The organism is Marinobacterium sp. YM272, assembly GCF_050908845.1.
GTDB lineage: Bacteria > Pseudomonadota > Gammaproteobacteria > Pseudomonadales > Balneatricaceae > Marinobacterium_D.
The window spans coordinates 3,777,154-3,795,600 of the sequence record NZ_CP194171.1 but is presented as its reverse complement, the minus strand read 5'-3'; the positions used below and the strand labels follow the sequence as shown (position 1 = coordinate 3,795,600).

The 18,447-nt window shown below is 59.9% G+C and carries 18 protein-coding genes; 7 read left to right on the top strand and 11 right to left on the bottom strand.

The genetic code is table 11. From position 1 onward, the window contains the following. Positions 1–8: 8 nt before the first annotated feature. The 6 genes from ACQUQP_RS16925 to ACQUQP_RS16900 all read right to left on the bottom strand — a co-directional run bounded on the left by ACQUQP_RS16925 (position 9) and on the right by ACQUQP_RS16900 (position 7,627). Positions 9–794 (bottom strand): sulfite exporter TauE/SafE family protein, encoded by a 786-nt coding sequence (locus tag ACQUQP_RS16925; protein WP_432696209.1) that lies wholly within the window; start codon positions 792–794, stop codon positions 9–11. An 88-nt stretch (positions 795–882) separates the two neighbouring features. After that, on the bottom strand, positions 883–2,373 hold the full coding sequence (locus tag ACQUQP_RS16920) for an amidase (RefSeq protein WP_432696208.1): 1,491 nt from the start codon (positions 2,371–2,373) through the stop codon (positions 883–885). A 73-nt stretch (positions 2,374–2,446) separates the two neighbouring features. After that, entirely contained in the window at positions 2,447–4,093 is a 1,647-nt protein-coding gene (locus tag ACQUQP_RS16915; protein WP_432696207.1) for an ABC transporter ATP-binding protein, read from the bottom strand. Beyond that, entirely contained in the window at positions 4,093–4,983 is an 891-nt protein-coding gene (locus ACQUQP_RS16910) for an ABC transporter permease (RefSeq protein WP_432696206.1), read from the bottom strand. The genes ACQUQP_RS16915 and ACQUQP_RS16910 overlap by 1 nt, the downstream gene beginning before the upstream one ends. Beyond that, positions 4,983–5,924, bottom strand: coding sequence for an ABC transporter permease (locus tag ACQUQP_RS16905; RefSeq protein WP_432696205.1), 942 nt, complete (start codon positions 5,922–5,924; stop codon positions 4,983–4,985). Before ACQUQP_RS16905 ends, ACQUQP_RS16910 begins: the two co-directional genes overlap by 1 nt. Positions 5,925–6,022: 98 nt before the next feature. Next, positions 6,023–7,627: an ABC transporter substrate-binding protein gene (locus tag ACQUQP_RS16900; protein WP_432696204.1), complete on the bottom strand. Its 1,605-nt coding sequence runs from the start codon at positions 7,625–7,627 to the stop codon at positions 6,023–6,025. 188 nt (positions 7,628–7,815) lie between these two features. On the opposite strand from ACQUQP_RS16900, the gene ACQUQP_RS16895 reads away from it, so the two are divergent. Beyond that, positions 7,816–8,718 (top strand): LysR family transcriptional regulator, encoded by a 903-nt coding sequence (locus ACQUQP_RS16895; protein WP_432696203.1) that lies wholly within the window; start codon positions 7,816–7,818, stop codon positions 8,716–8,718. 15 nt (positions 8,719–8,733) lie between these two features. On the opposite strand, the gene bhcC is transcribed toward ACQUQP_RS16895, so the two are convergent. After that, on the bottom strand, positions 8,734–9,897 hold the full coding sequence (gene bhcC, locus ACQUQP_RS16890; protein ID WP_432696202.1) for a 3-hydroxy-D-aspartate aldolase BhcC: 1,164 nt from the start codon (positions 9,895–9,897) through the stop codon (positions 8,734–8,736). Positions 9,898–10,041: 144 nt separating this feature from the next. Between bhcC and ACQUQP_RS16885 the strand changes: the two genes are divergently transcribed. Both ACQUQP_RS16885 and ACQUQP_RS16880 read left to right on the top strand, forming a co-directional pair. Continuing rightward, on the top strand, positions 10,042–10,794 hold the full coding sequence (locus tag ACQUQP_RS16885) for a TetR/AcrR family transcriptional regulator (RefSeq protein WP_432696201.1): 753 nt from the start codon (positions 10,042–10,044) through the stop codon (positions 10,792–10,794). A gap of 20 nt (positions 10,795–10,814) precedes the next feature. After that, the gene (locus ACQUQP_RS16880; protein ID WP_432696200.1) at positions 10,815–12,047 is read left to right on the top strand and encodes an NAD(P)/FAD-dependent oxidoreductase; all 1,233 of its coding nucleotides are present in this window, start codon (positions 10,815–10,817) and stop codon (positions 12,045–12,047) included. Between the two features lie 410 nt (positions 12,048–12,457). On the opposite strand, the gene yaaA is transcribed toward ACQUQP_RS16880, so the two are convergent. The 3 genes from yaaA to ACQUQP_RS16865 form a co-directional block, all read right to left on the bottom strand. Next, positions 12,458–13,240: a peroxide stress protein YaaA gene (gene yaaA / locus ACQUQP_RS16875; RefSeq protein WP_432696199.1), complete on the bottom strand. Its 783-nt coding sequence runs from the start codon at positions 13,238–13,240 to the stop codon at positions 12,458–12,460. A 114-nt stretch (positions 13,241–13,354) separates the two neighbouring features. After that, positions 13,355–13,594 carry a DUF2789 domain-containing protein gene (locus tag ACQUQP_RS16870; RefSeq protein WP_432696198.1) on the bottom strand — a complete coding sequence of 80 codons (240 nt, stop codon included), beginning with the start codon at positions 13,592–13,594 and terminating at the stop codon, positions 13,355–13,357. Positions 13,595–13,733: 139 nt separating this feature from the next. Beyond that, positions 13,734–14,003 (bottom strand): hypothetical protein, encoded by a 270-nt coding sequence (locus ACQUQP_RS16865; protein ID WP_432696197.1) that lies wholly within the window; start codon positions 14,001–14,003, stop codon positions 13,734–13,736. A 126-nt stretch (positions 14,004–14,129) separates the two neighbouring features. On the opposite strand from ACQUQP_RS16865, the gene ACQUQP_RS16860 reads away from it, so the two are divergent. The 3 genes from ACQUQP_RS16860 to ACQUQP_RS16850 all read left to right on the top strand — a co-directional run bounded on the left by ACQUQP_RS16860 (position 14,130) and on the right by ACQUQP_RS16850 (position 16,641). Then, positions 14,130–15,410 carry a tryptophan--tRNA ligase gene (locus tag ACQUQP_RS16860; protein WP_432696196.1) on the top strand — a complete coding sequence of 427 codons (1,281 nt, stop codon included), beginning with the start codon at positions 14,130–14,132 and terminating at the stop codon, positions 15,408–15,410. 28 nt (positions 15,411–15,438) lie between these two features. After that, entirely contained in the window at positions 15,439–16,293 is an 855-nt protein-coding gene (locus ACQUQP_RS16855) for a sulfurtransferase (protein WP_432696195.1), read from the top strand. Positions 16,294–16,443: 150 nt separating this feature from the next. Beyond that, entirely contained in the window at positions 16,444–16,641 is a 198-nt protein-coding gene (locus ACQUQP_RS16850) for a hypothetical protein (protein WP_432696194.1), read from the top strand. Positions 16,642–16,713: 72 nt separating this feature from the next. On the opposite strand, the gene cysK is transcribed toward ACQUQP_RS16850, so the two are convergent. Beyond that, a complete protein-coding gene (gene cysK / locus ACQUQP_RS16845) occupies positions 16,714–17,682 on the bottom strand; it encodes a cysteine synthase A (RefSeq protein ID WP_432696193.1) in 969 nt (322 codons plus the stop codon). Positions 17,683–17,947: 265 nt separating this feature from the next. On the opposite strand from cysK, the gene ACQUQP_RS16840 reads away from it, so the two are divergent. Next, positions 17,948–18,427, top strand: a complete 480-nt coding sequence (locus tag ACQUQP_RS16840) for a tetratricopeptide repeat protein (RefSeq protein ID WP_432696192.1) — start codon at positions 17,948–17,950, stop codon at positions 18,425–18,427. The last annotated feature ends 20 nt before the right edge of the window (positions 18,428–18,447 follow it).

Here is an 18,447-nt window from a genome sequence, read left to right as displayed (position 1 = left end):
GCGTCGGGTCAGAGCAGAAAGTTGATGCCGACAATCAAAAGTAACATTGAGAACAGACGCTTCAGCAGCACCTGGTCCAGACGGTGAGCCAGCTTCGCACCGAAGCGGGCAAAAAACATACTGGTGGCGCCGATACCGATCAGGGCCGGCAGGTAAACATAGCCCAGGCTCCACTCGGGCAGGCCTTGTGCCTGCATGCCAAACCAGATAAAGGAGGCGGAGCCTGACAGGGCAATGGGCAGACCGCAAGCGGCGGATGTCGCCACTGCGATTTTCATCGGGAAGCCGCGCCAACTGAGCAGCGGAACGGTCAGTGAGCCGCCGCCGATACCGAAGATCGCCGATGCCCAGCCGATGAAAATACCGGAGCCGCCCAGGAACACCCGGCCCACCGGTTTCTCCTCACGGCCGCTCGGTTTGAGCTGGAAGAACATCTGCACGGCGATGACGATGGCAAACACGCCGATCACCCGCTGCAGCACCTCACCGCTGAGGAATGAAGCGGTATAGCCTCCCAGCACGCTGCCGCCAACGATCCCCAGGCTCAGCATAGCCACTGCAGGCCAACGCACGGCGCCGTGCTTGTGATGCGCCATCACCGAGTTGATCGAGGTGAAGACGATGGTGGCCAGTGAGGTGCCCACCGCCAGATGGGTAAGAATCTCCGGCGAGATACCCTGGGCGGTGAACATGTAGACCAGGATCGGCACGATCACCAGGCCGCCGCCGATGCCGAAAAGGCCCGACAGGACACCGGCTACCGATCCGAGGATCAGGAAGGTTATCCACTCCATTATCTATAGATTCCGTACTGCTTGAAGAATGTCCCGATGTCCCTGGGGACACCGGGTATACGAGGAGCTAACAGTTTTCCAAAGCGTATCAGGCGAAGCCGAGGAAGCCTTCCACTTCGCTGATCGGGCTGGCGTTCTTCAGGTAGTCCAGATCCACCTGTGGGCGCTCCAGTTCCACGTCGCCGGCGAACAGGGTTTCCAGCTCACGGGCAAAGGCCAGGGTTTCCAGATCGCTGCCGCGACGGCCGATGATCTGCAGACCAAACGGCATGCCGTTGGCATCGCGACCGGTGGGCAGGGTCACTGACGGGTGGCCGGCCAGGGTGGAGGCGTAGGCCATGGAGAGCCAGTGGTAGTAGCTCTGGGTCGGTTCGCCGTCGATCTCGGTGGGGTAGAGCTCGTGCCAGTCACGCGGGCTGATGGTAGTGGTCGGCGCGACGATAAAGTCGTGGTGTTCAAAGAACGCCTGCCACTGACGGTAGAGCTTGGTCTGGTTGGTCAGTGCACGTACTACGTCCAGCGCCGAGTAGCTTTCGCCTTCGATCACGTTGTCGTGAACGTTCGGGCCCACCTTGTCCGGGTACTGTTTGGCCAGATCGCGGTGATGGCCGGAGAAGCACAGGGCACGGATCACGGCGAAGGTGTCATCGGCGCTGATGCAGTCCGGGTGGGTATCGTTGAACTGACCGAACACATGACCGAAACGTTTGAGTTTGGCGTGGAAGCTGTCAGCCACCAGCTTTTCGGTCATGGCGAAACCGAAGTTGTGGGTAAACGCGACACGGGCGTTGCACAGGTCGTAGTGCGGCAGATGACGGAAGGCTTCAGGCTTGTAGATCTCCTGACCTTCGATCACCGGGGTCCAGGGGTCGCGACGATCCGGGCGGATCATGGCAGAGAGCATCAGTGCGGCATCGTCCACGGTGCGTGCCATCGGGCCGTTCAGTGACATCGGCAGCCAGCCCAGCGGGCGGCTGTGGCCGGGCACCAGCCCCGGGGTGCTGCGAAAACCGACCACTCCACAGAAGGAGGCCGGGTTACGCAGGCTACCGCCGGTGTCAGAACCGGTGGCCAGCGGGCTCATACCGCAGGCCAGGGCCACGGCGGAACCGCCGGAAGAGCCCGCGCAGGAGCGGGTCAGGTCAAAGGGGTTGGCGGTAACGCCGTAGACCGCGTTGCGGGTGTTACCACCGGCGCTCCACTCCGGGTTGTTGGCCTTGCCCATCATCAGCGCGCCTTCCTGGCGCAGCTGTTGGATCATCGGATCATCGCCCTGGGCGATATTGTCGGCGTAAATCTCGCTGCCGAAGGTGGTGGGCAGGCCTTCCACGTCGACCATATCCTTCACGGAAACCGGCAGGCCGTGCAGGACGCCGAGCTTGTCACCACGGTCGATGGCGTTCTGGGCGTCGGCTGCGGCGCTGCGCATCTTGGCGTAGTCATCAACCACCAGAGCGTTAACCGCAGGGTTTACCTCTTCGGCGCGGGCGATGCAGCTTTCGGTCAGTTCTACCGCAGACAGCTTTTTCGAAGCCATCAAACGGCGGGCTTCGGAGGCACTCAGATCACAAGGGTTCATAAACTTCTCTCTAAATCGTCAATTCGTCTCAAATGCCTGGCGCTGAATTGCCAGGTGTTCTACTAGCAGGCGCTTAGCTGGCTGGTGAAAAATTGGCAAAATCCCAGGAGCGTCCCGGCGCCACTTCGATCAGCTGGCGCGTGTATTCCGCCTTTGGGTTGCCGAGCACATCGCTGGCCGGGCCGTACTCGACCACTTTGCCGCGCTGCATCACCAGCACGTCGTCACAGATCTGTGCGGCCACACGCAGGTCGTGGGTGATAAACAGCACCGCGATACCGAGGCGCTCCTGGATATCATCCAGCAGGGCCAGCACCTGGGCCTGGACCGATACATCGAGGGCGGAGACGGCTTCGTCCGCCACGATCACATCGGGCTCCATGGCCAGGGCGCGGGCGATGGCGATACGCTGGCGCTGACCGCCGGAAAACTGATGCGGGAAGCGATCAATGGCGTCCGCCGGCAGGCCTACCAGCTGCAGAAGCTCGGCGGCACGGCCCAGGGCGGTTTCCCGCTGGGCGCCATAGTTCATCGGCCCTTCGATCAGGCTGTCACCCACGGTGCGGCGCGGGTTCAGCGAGCGGTAAGGATCCTGGAAAATCATCTGGATGCGATGACGGTGCGGTTTCAGACCCACGGCGGTGAGGCCGGAGATCTGCTGGCCATCGACACGGATCACACCATCGGTGGGGTCGATCAGGCGCATGACACAGCGTGCCAGGGTGGACTTGCCGGAACCGGATTCACCGACGATACCGAGGGTGCGGCCTTCATACAGCTTGAAGCTGATGTCGTTGACCGCCTTGGTACCGGCCTTGGGCTTCTTGAACCAGCTCAGCAGGCTGCGCGGCGGCGCGTACTCTTTCACCAGCTCGGCCACATCCAGTACCAGGCGCGGGCCTCGCTGGGCGCGCGGGTCACGCGGCGTCAGGCTCGGCACCGCCGAGAGCAGATCGCGGGTGTACTGCTTCTGCGGGTTCGACAGGATCTGACGCACCTCACCCTGTTCCACGATGACACCGAAGTGCATAACGCAGACGCGATGGGCGATATCCGCCACCACACCCATATCGTGGGTGATAAACAGTACGGCGGTACCGTGTTTCTCCTGTAGCTCGCGGATCAGCTTCAGGATCTGGTGCTGGGTGGTTACATCCAGCGCCGTGGTCGGCTCATCGGCGATCAGCAGCTTGGGTTTCAGCAGCAGCGCCATGGCGATCATGATGCGCTGGCGCTGACCACCGGAGAGCTGGTGCGGGTAGCTGTCGTACATCCGCTCGATATCCGGCAGGTGTACCTGCTCCAGCGCATCCAGCACGATTTCGCGGCGCTTGGCGGCCGGCTCGGAGGTGTGGCAGGCCAGCACTTCATCGAGTTGACGGCCCACGGTCAGCACCGGGTTCAGTGCCGTCATCGGTTCCTGGAAGATCATCGCCATGCGGCTGCCGCGCAGCTCGCTGATCAGCTTCGGGCTCGCCTTGAGCAGATCTTCGCCATCCAGGGTGATGCTGCCGCCGGCGGCGCGCAGGGCGCCTTCCGGCAGCAGGCCCATGGTGGTCAGCGAGGAGACTGACTTGCCGGAGCCACTTTCGCCCACCAGGCAGAGGGTCTCGCCCGCTTTGATCTCGAAGGAGATGCCTTTAAGGATCTGTTTCGGATCCTTGGCGTCGGTTTCAACGACCAGAGAATCGACTTTCAGTACGGGGTTTTCAGTGCTCATCAGCCTTCCCTCCGCTTCATTTTCGGATCCAGTGCATCGCGGGCCGCGTCACCCAGCAGGTTGACCGACAGGATGCAGAGTGACAGCAGCAGACCCGCCCAGAGAATCATCGAGGGGTTGAGCTGGAAGTAGATACGGCCCTCGGACATGATGTTGCCCCAGGTCGGTGTTTCAGAACTCAGCCCCACACCCAGGAACGACAGGGTCGCTTCGGTCAGGATCGCGGCGGCACAGATATAGGTGCACTGTACGATCAGCGGTGCGAAGGTGTTGGGCATCAGGTGACGCCAGAGGATGGTGCGGGTCGGCGTGCCCATCAGCACCGCTGCTTCCACGAACGCTTCTTCGCGGGTGGCCAGCACCTGGGAGCGCACCAGTCGCACGATCTGCGGGATCTCCGGCACCATGATCGCAATCATCAGTGTCCAGAGGTTGGCCGAGGTCAGCGACACGATGGCAATCGCCGCGAGGATACCGGGGATCGCCATCAGGCCATCCATAAAGCGCATCAGGATCGCATCCAGGGTGCGGAAGTAACCAGTCAGCAGCCCCAGCGGCAGACCGATCAGCACGCAGAGGAACGCCACGCCCAGGCCCACGGTGAGGGAGACCTGCGCACCGTAGACCACCCGGGAGAACAGGTCGCGGCCGTAGGCGTCGGTGCCGAGCAGATGTTCCGCGCTCATTCCCTGCAGGCGGTTGGCCGGTGAGAGTTCGACCGGATCATGGGTGGCGATCATCGGTGCGAAGATAGCCATCAGTACGATCAGCGAAAGAATGGTACCGGCAATGATGGTGGCGGTTTTCGGGCGTACCCGGAACACCTTGCTCATCAGCTTGTGGATGCCGCGGCTCGCAGGCATCTCGGTGGAGACAGTCTGTGCGTGCATTAGTAACGGATCCTCGGGTCAGTGATGGCGTAGGACAGGTCGATCAGCAGGTTGATGACCACGTAAAGGCCGGCAGTAAGCAGTATCAGCGCCTGGATCACCGGATAGTCACGGGACAGCACCGCATCCACGATCAGACGGCCAAGGCCCGGGATGTTGAACACGGTTTCGGTGACCACCACGCCGGAGACCATCAGCGCGAAACCGGCACCAACCACGGTGAGGATCGGCACGGCCGCGTTACGCAGGGCATGGCGGAACAGTACGATGCGCTGGCCCAGGCCCTTGGCGCGGGCGGTACGAATGTAATCCTCGCCGAGCACTTCCAGCATGCTGGCGCGGGTCATACGGGCGATCAGTGCGATATAGACAGAAGAGAGGGTCATCGCCGGCAGAATCAGGCGCGAGATGAATTCGCCGATGCCATCATCGATGCTGCGGTAACCCTGTACCGGCAGCCATTTCAGCTCGATGGCGAACACCTGAATCAGGATGTAGCCGATGACGAAGACCGGTACCGAGAAGCCAACCACGGAGGTGGACATCACCAGGTTGTCGATCCACTTGCCCTGTTTCCAGGCAGCAATCACGCCCAGGGGCACAGCGACCAGAACGGTCAATGTAATAGCGGCCAGAGCGAGACTGATGGTCGGCTCAAGACGCTGGGAGATCATCGACATCACCGAGGTCTGGGAGATCAGCGAGGTGCCGAAGTCACCCTGAAGCAGGTTGCCGATCCAGATAAAAAACTGGGTATGGAGCGGTTCGTTCAGGCCGAGGGCGGTACGGATGTTGTTAACCTGCTCGGCATCGGCCATTTCACCGGCGATGATGGTAGCGGGATCGCCCGGCGAGAGGCGCAGTAGCAAAAACACGGATAGAGCGACGACGAGCATGACGGGTATGGCGGCCAGCAGTCGACGGATAAAGTAACCAAGCATGGTTTATCCCCCGGATAGAGGTGAATCGGGATCGAGCACCCCGCCCGGGCGGGCGGGGCTTGTTACAAGGGTTCGAAGAGAGGTTTCAAGCCTTAAGCTTAGTCCTCTTTCTTCATGCCCCAGAAGGCAGTCAGCGGACCCTGGACGATGTCGGAGACATCATCGCGCCAGGAGTTGACCAGCTTGAACTGACCCAGCGGGATGGTGTTGACCTCCTGCATGGCAAGCTTCTGCACGTCGGTCACCATCTGGGCACGGGCGTCAGCATCAGTAGTCGCCGCGTAGTCCGAGCGCAGTTTTTCCATTTCGGGGATATCCGGCCAGCCGAAGTAGCTGCCGGTTTCGCCGCTGGAGATCAGCAGCGGGTTAACCACCGGAGACCAGAGCGCATCGACGCTGTAGTTGGTGATAAACATGCCCCAGCCGCCTTCGCTCGGCAGGTCCTTGCTGGCGCGCTGGCTAACCACGGTCTGCCAGTCCATCGGGCGCAGTTCAACCTTGAAACCGGCCTTGCGCAGTGCCTGGGCAACAACGATTGGCTGCGGTGCCAGGGTGGCCACGTCGGTGGGCTGCAGGATCACCACCGGGGTGCCGTCGTAGCCGGCTTCTTCCAGCAGTTTCTTGGCTTCTTCCAGGTCGCCGCCGCTGGTCAGAGATTCACCGTCAACTTCACTTTCGCGGGGGTGGTTGCAGCCGAAGACGGAGGCGCAGAGTTCGTAGAAACGCGGATCACCGATCATCGCCGCCATCACGTCTTCCTGGCTCACGGCCAGCAGTGCGGCGCGGCGGATGCGGGCGTCGTTCAGCGGCGCGTGCAGGAAGTTCATGCGCGCCACGGACATCCAGCCCAGCGGGTCGTTCACCGCAGTGTGCACTTCAGGGTTGGCTTCAAGCAGCGGCATCAGGTCGTAAGGGGTACGCTCGATGTAGTCGATATCGCCGCTGTTGATGGCGTTGATGGTGGTCTGCACGTCCGGCATGTTGATCCACTCGACGCGGTCCACATACACCTCTTTGCTGCCGGAAGTAGCTACTGGTGCTTCAGTACGGGGTACGTATTCATCGTACTTTTCGTAAACTACTTTGACGCCTGGCTGGAACTCATCGGCGACAAACTTGAACGGACCTGAACCGATCTGGTTCGGCAGCGGCTCACCGTTCGGCACGCTGGCCACCGCTTCCGGCATCATGAAGGCGGGAACGGAGGAGGGCTTGGAGATCAGGCTGATCACTTCGCCAAACGGCTTGGCCAGCTTCAGCTCAAAGGTTTTATCGTCAACAGCGGTCAGGCTTTCAGTGTTAGCCATCAGCAGCTTGCCGCCGGCGTCGAAGGTGCCCCAGCGCTTAAGCGAAGCGATACAGTCAGCGGCGGTGACCGGCGTGCCGTCGTGCCAGGTCAGGCCATCGCGCAGGGAGAAGGTGTAAGTCATACCATCTTCGGAAACTTCCCAGTCAGCCATCTGCGGCTTGGGCGCGTAGTTTTCGTCCAGACCCAGCAGGGTGTCATAGATCATGTAACCGTGGTTCTTGGTGATGGTTGCACTGCTGGCAACCGGATCAAGACCACGCAGCGCTGCGTGCATGACGGCACGTACGGTGGTGTCAGCCTGAACGTTAGCAGCGAAGGAAAGAGCGCTGGCCATGCCAGCAACTGCCAGCATACCGAGTCCTGTCGAACGGCGGTTGAACTTCGGTTTCAACATCGTGTGGTACTCCTTAGCGGGTCTAATCTCAGGGGCATAACTTTATATAGGTCTGCACTGTTTTTTTGTCGTGCCTTAACCCTGTTGCATTCGATACTAACGCTGGCTTTGGGCATGCAGTTAGATGTATTTTTCGAATAAGGTATTGCCTTTTCGGCAATACCCTCGGGGCGTGGAAGGATAGAGATATGAATGACCGGGCGCTAGTGGACAATGCGTTGCGCTATTTTCTTGAGGTGGCCCGTCAGGGCTCGATCAACAAAGCTTCCAACGAGTTGCATGTGGCGCCGTCGGCGGTGAGCCGGCAGATTGCGCGGCTGGAGTCAGAGCTGGGTACCCAGCTGTTTGAGCGCCTGCCCACCGGTATGAGGCTAAGCCCATCGGGGGAGCTGCTGGCCGGTCATGCGCGCAAGGCGCGGCTGGAGGCAGCGCGGATTATCGATGAGATCACCGGCCTTGAAGGGATACAGAAGGGGATGGTGCATATCGCCAGTATCGAGGGTCTGGCGAGCTATCTGCTGCCCCATGTGATCGGTGAGTTCCGCAAGAAGTACTGGGGGATCCACTTCGATCTGCAGATCTGCTCATCGGCCGAAGTGACCCGCAGGGTGCGTGAGGGCAATGCGGATATCGGCCTGGCCATATCGCCGCCGCCGGAGCGGGATATCAAGGTGGAGAAGCGGATCATGGCACCGATCTACGCCATCATGGCCAAGGATCATCCGCTGGCATCGAAGAAGCAGGTGACCCTGGCCCAGCTCAGCAACTACCCGCTGGCGCTGCCGACACCGGATACCACGGTACGTCAGCTGTTCGATGTGAGCTGCAGTCGCCAGGGGTTGCTGATCGAGCCGGTGATGGTGTGTAACTTTGTCAATTCACTGATCCAGTTTGCCGCCTGCGAGGGCGGTATCACGCTGTTTGGCGAGGTCTCTATCCGTCATCTGAATGATGGCTCCGAACTTAAGGCGCTGCCGATCAAGGATCGGGAGATGAGCGCCCGAACCATCGAAGTACAGACCATGGCGGGGCGCACTCTGCCGAAAGGGGTTGCTGCCTTTCTGGAACCCCTTTGCATGGCTTTGGAATGAGGCGCTGCAGTACGTTCAGTATGCCTTGCCTCGCGCGCTGACCGGCCAGAGAGCTTCCACCTTGCCGTTGCGCACGCCCACGTACCAGTCGTGGATGTTGCAGGTCGGGTCGCAGTGGCCGGGGATCAGGCGCAGGCGTTCGTTGATCTTCAGAACGTTGTGCGGATCCTCGATCTCGCCGTGCTCGTCGGAGCATTTGACGTATTTCACATCGTCGCGGCCGAAGATCACCGGCAGGCCTGAGTCCACCGACTGCACCTTGAGACCGGCGTCGCAGACCGCCTTGTCCGCCTTGGCGTGGCTCATGATGCTGGTGAGAATAAACAGCGCATTCTCCCACTCGCCCTGATCGATTCGGCGCCCCTCCTGGTCCAGGTTGCGGCCGTAATCTGCATCCATGAAGGCGTAGGAGCCGCACTGAAGTTCGTTGTAAACGCCGGAGTTACTCTCCAAATAGTAGGAGCCGGTGCCGCCGCCGGTGACCAGCTCAGGCTTGAGGTCGGCTTCGGTCAGCGCGTCCACCACCTGCTTAGCCTTCGCCACGGCGATATCCAGTTTCTCCTTGCGCTCGGCATAGGTACGCAGGTGCTGCATATCGCCCTGGTAGGCCTGGATGCCGCCGAACTTCAGGTTGTCGGCTGCGTCGATTGCCTGGGCGATCGCCACTGCCTGCTCCGGTGTATCCACACCGCAGCGCCCGGCGCCGCAGTCGATCTCTACCAGGCATTCCAGCTCGGTGCCCGCGGCTGTTGCCGCTGCCGATAGCTCAGCCACGTTAGCTATATCGTCGATGCAGACACTGGTGCGGACACCCAGCTTGGGGATAGCTGCCAGACGTTTCAGCTTCAACGGATCGCGCACTTGGTTGGAGATCAGCACATCCTTGATACCGCCACGAGCGAACACCTCGGCCTCGGAGACCTTCTGGCAGCAGACGCCATCGGCGCCGCCGAGTTTCTGCTGCAGCTTGGCCACATCCACCGACTTGTGCATTTTGCCGTGAACACGGTGGCGCATGCCGTGGGCTTTGACGTACTCGCCCATCTTGATGATGTTACGTTCCAGCGCATCCAGGTCGAGGATCAGGCAGGGTGTCTGAATCTCACTCTCGTCCATTCCGACCTGAGCCGGCAGCTCAAAACCTACTTCCAGTGCCTGCGGATCAGGACCCGTGACCATGCTGTGTACTCCGTGAATTATGCGTTGCTGATGATGTGGCCCGGCTGCAGTCTTCTGCTGTGCAGGCTTAATTGAACGGTGTTCTATTAAGTAGTATCGTCAAAACGATCAAAAGGCAATCGTAGTCATCGGGAAAGCAGCTTCTTGGCCAGTCATAGCGATAAAAACGATAAGAAACCGGGGCTGCGGGGCAGGGCGGCAACAGTGGGCCTGGATAAGGCGCAGATTGTTAATGCCGCCATAGAGCAGATCGACCAGCGCGGGCTGGCCGCCTTCTCCATGCGCGAACTGGCCAGAACCCTTGGGGTATCGCCCGCCGTGATCTATTGGCATGTGGGCGGGCGCCAGGAAGATCTGTTCGCCGAAGTTTCCGCGGTGATCACCGCTGCACTGACCGATGATTTCGAACCGGATCAGGGCTGGCAGGAGCGCCTGCGCTCGGTGTTCCGCCGCTACCGTTACCTGGTGCATCAACACCCCAGGGTGGCGCCGCTGCTCGGTGCGCAAATGAAGTCCAACGGTGTTGCCAACCTGGTCTGGGTGGAGACGGTGCTGGCGGCACTGGCGGAAGCGGGCTTTGAGGGCGAGAGTCTGCGCGATGCGTTCAATGTGCTGATCGGCGGCTTGTCCGGTTTTGTCACCATGGAGCTGGCGCCGCCACCGGCGGATGACTCCAGCGGCTGGCAGCAGACTTTTGCCGATCGGGTCGCAAGCTTCGATGCCGAACAATTTCCCCATACCCACGCGGTGCTGCCGCTGATCAGCAATCGTATTTTCGTGCTGCGCTGGCAGAACGGCGCCGATGTTTCCTACGACAGCAGCTTTGAGATGCTGCTCGATATCATCATCGATGGCCTGGCGCAGCGGGCGCCCAGGTCGGACAACACTGGCGGATAAGCGGCAGCAGGGAGGGCTGGATGTCAGAGATACTGGTTCTGGGTGCCGGCATGGTCGGTGTTTCCACCGCGCTCGCCTTGCAGGCCCAAGGGCACTCGGTGGTGCTGGTGGACCGGCATAGCAGCTGTCGCGAAACCAGCTACGGTAACGCCGGCGTGATCCAGACCGAGGCGGCGGAACCCTATGCCTTGCCGAGAAACCTGACAACCCTGTTCCGTTACGGCCTTGGCCTCAGTAACGACGTGCTCTGGCAGCCGGGTGCTCTGCTGCGGATGATGCCGGCGCTCTGGCGCTACTTCCGCCACTCCGCGCCCGCCGAGCACGCCCGTATCAGCCGCATCTATTCACAGCTCACCTCTCGTGCTGCCGATGACCACGCGCCTCTTGTGGATGCGGCGGGGATGCGCCCGCTGATTTCCACCGATGGACTGTCGGAGGTTTATCGCCAGCAGAGCAGTTTTGAACAAGCAGCCAGGGACGCTGAGCGGTTCAGAGAGCAGTACGGCATCAGCTCACGCATTCTCGAGGGCGCTGCCTACCGTGCGGAGGAGCCCGCGCTAAAGCAGGCGCCCGCCGGAGTTATCCACTGGAACCAGAGCTGGAGCTGCCGGGACCCCGGCGCGCTGACCGATGCGTACCGTGCGCTGTTTATTAAGCGTGGTGGCGTCTGTCGGCAGGGTGATGCTCAAAGCCTGCGGCAGACAGGCAAAGGTTGGTGTGTTAAGAGCGAAAACGGATCGATCGAGGCCGAACAGGCGGTCATCGCCCTGGGTCCCTGGTCACCGCAGCTGCTGCGCCGCTTTGGCTACCGGATTCCGATGATCTACAAACGCGGCTATCACGGCCACTTCGATGCGCCGGTGGCTCTGAAGCGTCCGTTCCTGGATGTGGATAACGGCGTCGTGGTGGCGTCGATGCAGAAGGGGATGCGCGTCACTTCGGGCGCGGCGCTGGTGGGTCTGGACTCGGCAGCGAAACCGATCCAGCTGGAACGTGGTGCTGCAGCGCTGCGCAGCCTGCTGGACCTGGGCGAACGAATCGATGAGCCCCAGTGGTTCGGTAGCCGGCCCTGTATGCCCGATATGCTGCCAATGGTGGGTGCGGCACCGAAGCACCAAAGCATGTGGTTCAACTTCGGCCACGGCCATCAAGGGTTTACGCTGGGGCCGACTACCGGCCAGCTGCTGGCCGAAATAATGGCTGGAGTAGACTCGGAAATAATCCGCGGTCTGGCACCTGCAGCGAGGCTCTGATTGGATCGGGTTACTTTGGTCAAACCATCTTCAGTGGGGCGGGTGTGCCAGGTTTGCTCTTTTGACCAGAACGCTTAATTTCACTTTGGCTCCTAGCCGTCTAAGCGCACCAATCATCCCCTTCAGCGCAGCCGAGCATCGCAGGCTGAAAGAGAGAAACGGGATCGACTGTCTGAGCCGCGTAGCGGCGAGTTTGGAGATCCCGCTCTTTCAGGCGAGAAGCACAGAGTAATCGGCGTAGCCGATCAAGCTGTCGGGGCGGTTTAGGATTGTTAAGGATCTTGGGCGCCCAAGATCCTTGACTCGCCAGCAGGCGAAACCTGCGTCGAAGAGGCTTGAGGTAAAGATGAAGCCAGCATTAGTTGCGACTGGGCTTCATTCAAATAAACGATGCGGAGTAAAAACTATCCTTACTTCGCCGGCGGCTCATCCCGCAGGAAAATCCACTTGTTACCCTCAGACTGCTCCGGGCTGAAGTAGTAGCCTTCCAGATCGAACGCTTTCAGCGCTTCCGGGTTGTCGATGCGGTTCTCGATAATATAGCGACTCATCAGGCCACGGGCTTTCTTGGCGTAGAAGCTGATGATCTTGTACTGGCCGTTTTTCAGATCCTTGAAATCCGGGGTGATGATGTCGCAATCCAGATTCTTCGGCTTCACCGACTTGTAGTATTCGTTGGAGGCCAGGTTCACCAGCACCGGGTTTTCCTGTTCGTTCAGTTCCGCCTGAAGGGACTCGGTGATGATGTTGCCCCAGAACTGGTAAAGATTATCGCCGCGCTTGTTTTTCAGCTTGGTACCCATCTCCAGGCGGTAGGGTTCCAGCAGGTCCAGCGGGCGCAGCACGCCATAGAGGCCAGAAAGAATGCGCAGGTGGTTCTGGGCGAACTCGAAATCCGCATCGCTGAAGTTTTCCGCTTCGAGGCCGGTGTAAACATCGCCCTTGAACGCCAGTACGGCTGGGCGGGCGTTGTCCAGGTTGTGCTCGCGTTCCCAGCTTTCGTAGCGTGCCACGTTGAGGCTCGACAGCTTGTCGCTCAGCTTCATCAGGTCGGCAATATCCTGCACGGCCAGGGTGCGCAGCTGCTCTATCAGTTCCGCGGAGTGGTCGAGAAAACGCGGCTCGGTGTGCTTGTCGGTCGCGAGCGGAGATTCGTAGTCCAGTGTTTTGGCGGGGGAGATCAGAGTCAGCATCGAAGTTGGGCCTGCAATCCGTGAATTGAGAACTGCCGATGATACCCAACCTGCCTGGTCGGCAAAAGGCGGCCGCTTCAACGAGAGGGAAGTGGCCGCGGTTTCTTGATGGCTTTAATGGGCGTTGCGCAGGCGGATGTTGAGTTCATCCACCACTTCGGCCCAGTCGGAATCGGCCTGGATCGCATCCTGCAGGAACGAGGCCTGGGAGTCGGTCCAGAAAGTGGCTTTGTGCAACGGAATCTCTTCGCTGAACAGGCGGTGGGTCTCGATAAACTGGTCGATAGCCGCCGTATCACTGGGCAGACCCAGCTGCTCGAACAGGGTATTCAGCGTATGGGCGCTGGTATCCATAATCTTCAAACCTCCTGTTTTCAATTGATTGTTCGCAGGCGTTGCTACGCCGGCGGGATGCAACCGGTTTAAGTATGGATGGGCCGGTGTCGATGTCAAAGCCCGGGGCCGCTGCCAACAGCCTCAGACCAAAGCTTGTTCAGGTGCGGCGCTGCTGCATCCACTGCTGGCCGATCACGCAGAGCAGGGCACCGAGGAGAACAAAGGCGGAGTTCAGTAGCGCCGGAGATTCGCCCAGCAGCGAGATCAACGCGCCGGCAAACACCAGCCCGCCAAACATGCAGAACAGTGCGATCAGCAGGCTGTGGGTAATTTCTCCGGCAGAGCGGGCGCGGCGGCGCTTGATCAGGATGCCCGCCGGCAGCAGAAATCCGGCCAGGGTGATGAAAGAGGGTATAAGTTCGGACATTTTTATTCTCGTTGCTGGTTAGCCGATGATTTTTTGTATCATCTTGTTGCCTTTGGAGACAGCCTCCAAAGGTCGATATCGTGTATCATATCGCTCCTCACACGCGAAGGATCCAAAGAGTAAACGATGAGTAAAAAGACCGTACTGACTGGTATCACCACCTCGGGTACGCCGCACATCGGCAACTACCTGGGCGCGATCAAACCGGCCATCGAAGCGAGCGAGAATCCGAACTTCAACAGCTTCTTCTTTCTTGCCGATTATCATGCGCTGATCAAATGCCATGACCCGGAGCGGGTTGCCCGTTCCACCCGCGAGATCGCCGCGACCTGGCTGGCGCTGGGGCTGGATACCGACAAGGCGACTTTCTACCGTCAGACCGACATCCGCGAGATCCCGGAGCTGACCTGGATCCTGACCTGCCAGACCTCCAAGGGCCTGATGAACCGCGCCCACGCCTACAAGGCGGCCACCGATGCCAACCGTGATGCGGGCAGCGAGGACCTGGACGACGGCGTGACCATGGGGCTGTTCAGCTACCCGATCCTGATGGCGGCGGACATCCTGATGTTCAATGCCGATATCATTCCGGTGGGCAAGGACCAGATCCAGCATATTGAGATGGCGCGTGACGTGGCTGGCCGTTTCAATCATGTCTACGAACCGCTGTTCACCCTGCCGGAAGCGCTGGTGGATGAAGAGACCCAGCTGATTCCGGGCCTCGACGGTCGCAAGATGTCTAAAAGCTACGACAACACCATTCCGTTGTTCTGCTCCAGCGACGAGTTGCGCAGCCTGATCAACAAGATCAAGACCGACCTGCGCGAGCCGGGCGAGCCGAAGGATCCGGACACCAGCACCCTGTTCCAGCTCTACAGCCTGTTCGCCAATGAAATCGAACGCGGAGAGTTACGTCTCCAATACGAAGAGGGGATCGCCTGGGGCGATGCCAAGCGTGAGCTGTTCGAGTTCCTCGATGCCAAGCTGAGCGCACCACGCCGCCGCTACAACGAGCTGATGAACGACATGGGTTATGTGGAAGAGGTATTGCACAAGGGTGCCGAGAAAGCCCGCGCCCACGCCGCGCCTCTGCTGGAAAAAGTACGTATTGCCGCCGGCATCCGCCCGCTGACCTATGTGGCTAACGCCAGCACAGGGCAGGATGAGAAGAAAAAAGAGAAGAGCGCCGAAGAGCTGGCCCGTATCGAAGAGGGCAAGCGCCGCGCTATTCTCAAGCAGGTGCAGCACCTGATCGACCGGGTCGTTAACGCCGACGACAAGGGCAGTGTCGCGGCAGCCGTGGTCGAAGAGAAGTCTGCTGAAGTTGAGCAGCTGAAGAAAAAAGCCAAGCAGAAAGCCCAGAATGAGCTGGATCTGCTGAAAGAGGAGCTGGCCGGCTACCTCTGAGTCCCGCCAATAAACGAGAGGTCCGAGAATGTACGACACGCTGATTACCGTGGAACAGCTCAAATCACTGGATGATCCACTGTTACTCGATTGCCGTTTTGTACTCTCGACCTCTCCCGATGACCGCGATGCGGGTTTACGAGCATACCGGGAGGGTCATATTCCCGGTGCTGCCTACATGCACCTCGAAGATGATTTTTCATCACCGATCACGCCCGAATCCGGACGCCACCCGCTGCCGGATGCCCATATCCTGCAAGCCAAACTTGATGCCCTGGGGCTGACACCCGCGCGTCAGGTCGTCCTGTATGATGATTCCGGCGCAGCCTTTGCGTCCCGTGGCTGGTGGCTGCTGCGCTGGCTCGGCCATCGGGCAACGGCGGTGCTGAATGGTGGCTGGAGTGCCTGGCAGGCCGCAGGGGGGGATGTTGAACGGGCAGAGGCTGACCGGGAGGTCCTGGGGATAACTGACGCCGTTGCAGATCCAGCCTGTGTTGTCACTGCGGACTCCCTGCAGACGGAGCTTGAAACGAACAGCTGCCTGCTGGTTGATGCGCGGGCGCCGGAACGTTTCCGTGGCGAGGTGGAGCCACTCGATCCGGTTGCCGGTCACGTGCCGGGCGCGCTGAACCTGCCGTTCACCGATAATCTCGATAACGGCTGCTTTCCTGAACCGGAGATACTCCGCCAGCGCTGGCAGACACTGCTTGGTGAGCGCTCACCTGAAGCGGTGGTGCATATGTGCGGCTCGGGCGTAACCGCCTGCGTTAATCAGCTCGCCATGGAGTATTGCGGGCTGAATGGCTCGCGCCTGTATGCGGGTTCCTGGAGTGAATGGATAAGAGATACCGGTCGTCCCGTCGCCAAAAACGACGCCTGTTAACCTCTTACAGGAAGGCCTCCGGAACGGTTGTTTGTTGCTTGAATTTCATCCGAAGGGGGTATTGACCAGGCGTCACTTCGTTGTCATACACGCCATTTACGCTATACTTCTGTAAATAAATTACACAAAAACAATAAACTGGGGTGCATCATGGAAGTACAGCAGCGTGTCAAAACGATCGCCATTCTGGGCGTTGACGGCGATAACTACGAGGTTGGCGGTGTCTATATCGGTGAGGAGCATAAGCCCTGCTGGTATACAGTGACCAAGACGGATGACCGCAGCGTCCGCTTCGAAAAGCTCGATGCTTTTCCGAGCCACGAACAGATCCGCGAGTTGATTCACTGATATCTGTCGCAAATAAAAAAGCCGCGATTCTATCGCGGCTTTTTTGTGTCTGGTGTTCAGGTTTCGATCGCCTTACTGCACCATCTCATTCTCGGTGAACATACCCTCGAACAGTGGGGATGACAGGTAGCGCTCGCCGGAGTCCGGCAGGATCACAACGATGTGCTTGTCCTTGTTCTCCGGCTTGGCGGCGATGCGCAGCGCAACAGCGGCAGCGGCGCCACAGGAGATGCCGGCCAGGATACCTTCACGCTGCATGATCGCCCGCGCGGTTTCCATCGCTTCTTCATTGCTGACCTGTTCAACAACATCCACCAGATCCAGGTCCAGGTTTTTCGGTACGAAGCCAGCGCCGATGCCCTGAATCTTATGCGGTGACGGCTGCACCTCATCACCCTGGATGGTCTGGGTGATGACCGGCGATGCTGTGGGCTCGACGGCGATAGAGGTGATCGCCTTGCCCTGGGTCTGCTTGATGTAGCGGGAGACACCGGTGATGGTGCCGCCGGTGCCAACGCCGGCAACAAGGATGTCGATCTGACCATCGGTATCCTTCCAGATCTCGGGGCCGGTGGTCTTTTCATGGATTGCCGGGTTGGCCGGATTTTCAAACTGCTGCAGCATCAGGTACTGGCCCGGGTTGCTCTCAACCAGCTCTTTCGCTTTTTCGATCGCGCCTTTCATCCCCTTGGCCGGCTCGGTCAGGTGGATATCGGCACCCAGCGCCTTCATCAGTTTGCGGCGTTCCAGCGACATGGAAGAGGGCATGGTGAGGACCAGTTTGTAACCCTTGGCGGCGGCGACGAACGCCAGGCCGATACCGGTGTTGCCGCTGGTCGGTTCAACCAGGGTCATGCCGGCTTTCAGCTGGCCGCTCTCTTCGGCGGCGTTGATCATGCTGGCACCGATACGGCACTTCACCGAGCCTGCCGGGTTGCGGGCTTCCAGTTTTGCGTAAACGTTACCGGCGGGCCAGAGGTGCTTCAGGCGCACCAGGGGAGTGTTGCCGATCGTCTGGGAGTTGTCGTCGTAGATGTTCATAGATCTCCTTTTCCTTGAAGCCGGTTTGCACTGTGGGGTTGTCAGGTCCACGAACCTGGACCGCCTGGAATCGGGCATGGATCGCTGTCACTGGATCCGGTTAGCCAGCCCACAGTGTAAACGACTTGTGCTGATTTGCTCATACGGACTTTGCATAAAGTTATAAAGAAACGGGTCTCATATAATCTAACGCCTCTGCAGGCTGCTTGGAGCTGAAACGCGGCTCCTGTAGATTGAGGCTTTTCAGATCGCTTGCGGAGGTCGAATGCGCACCCTGACGCGCTGGTTGTCACCGGTTATCTTCTGGATCGCCAATGCGGTGTTCCGTAGTCCGCTGTTTAAAACGTCGCGCTGGCGCCATCAACTGGCGATGAAGCTGTTTCGGGTAGCGGCGGAGAGCGGCAGTGTCAGGGCGCTGTCCATGTATGGGCATCTGCTCCACTTTCGTGGCGAAGATGTTTCAAGCCGGATTCAGGGCGGGATCTATCTTCAGCGTGCGGCGGAGAAGGGCGATATCAAGGCGCTCTATCAGATGGGCCGGATACATGAATCCGGCTTCGAGCACTATTTCACCGTCAAGCCCGCCCAGAGTCTGGCCTGTTACCGGGCCGCTGCGGAGCAGGGGCACCCGCTGGCGCTGAAGCGGATGCGTGCGGTGTACGAAGAGGGCGGTCTGGGCGAGGCACCGGACAGGGCGGAGGCTGAGCACTGGCGGCAGCTGCAGGAGCAGCATTCACCCGCCTGAGCGCGACCTCTTCACCGCTG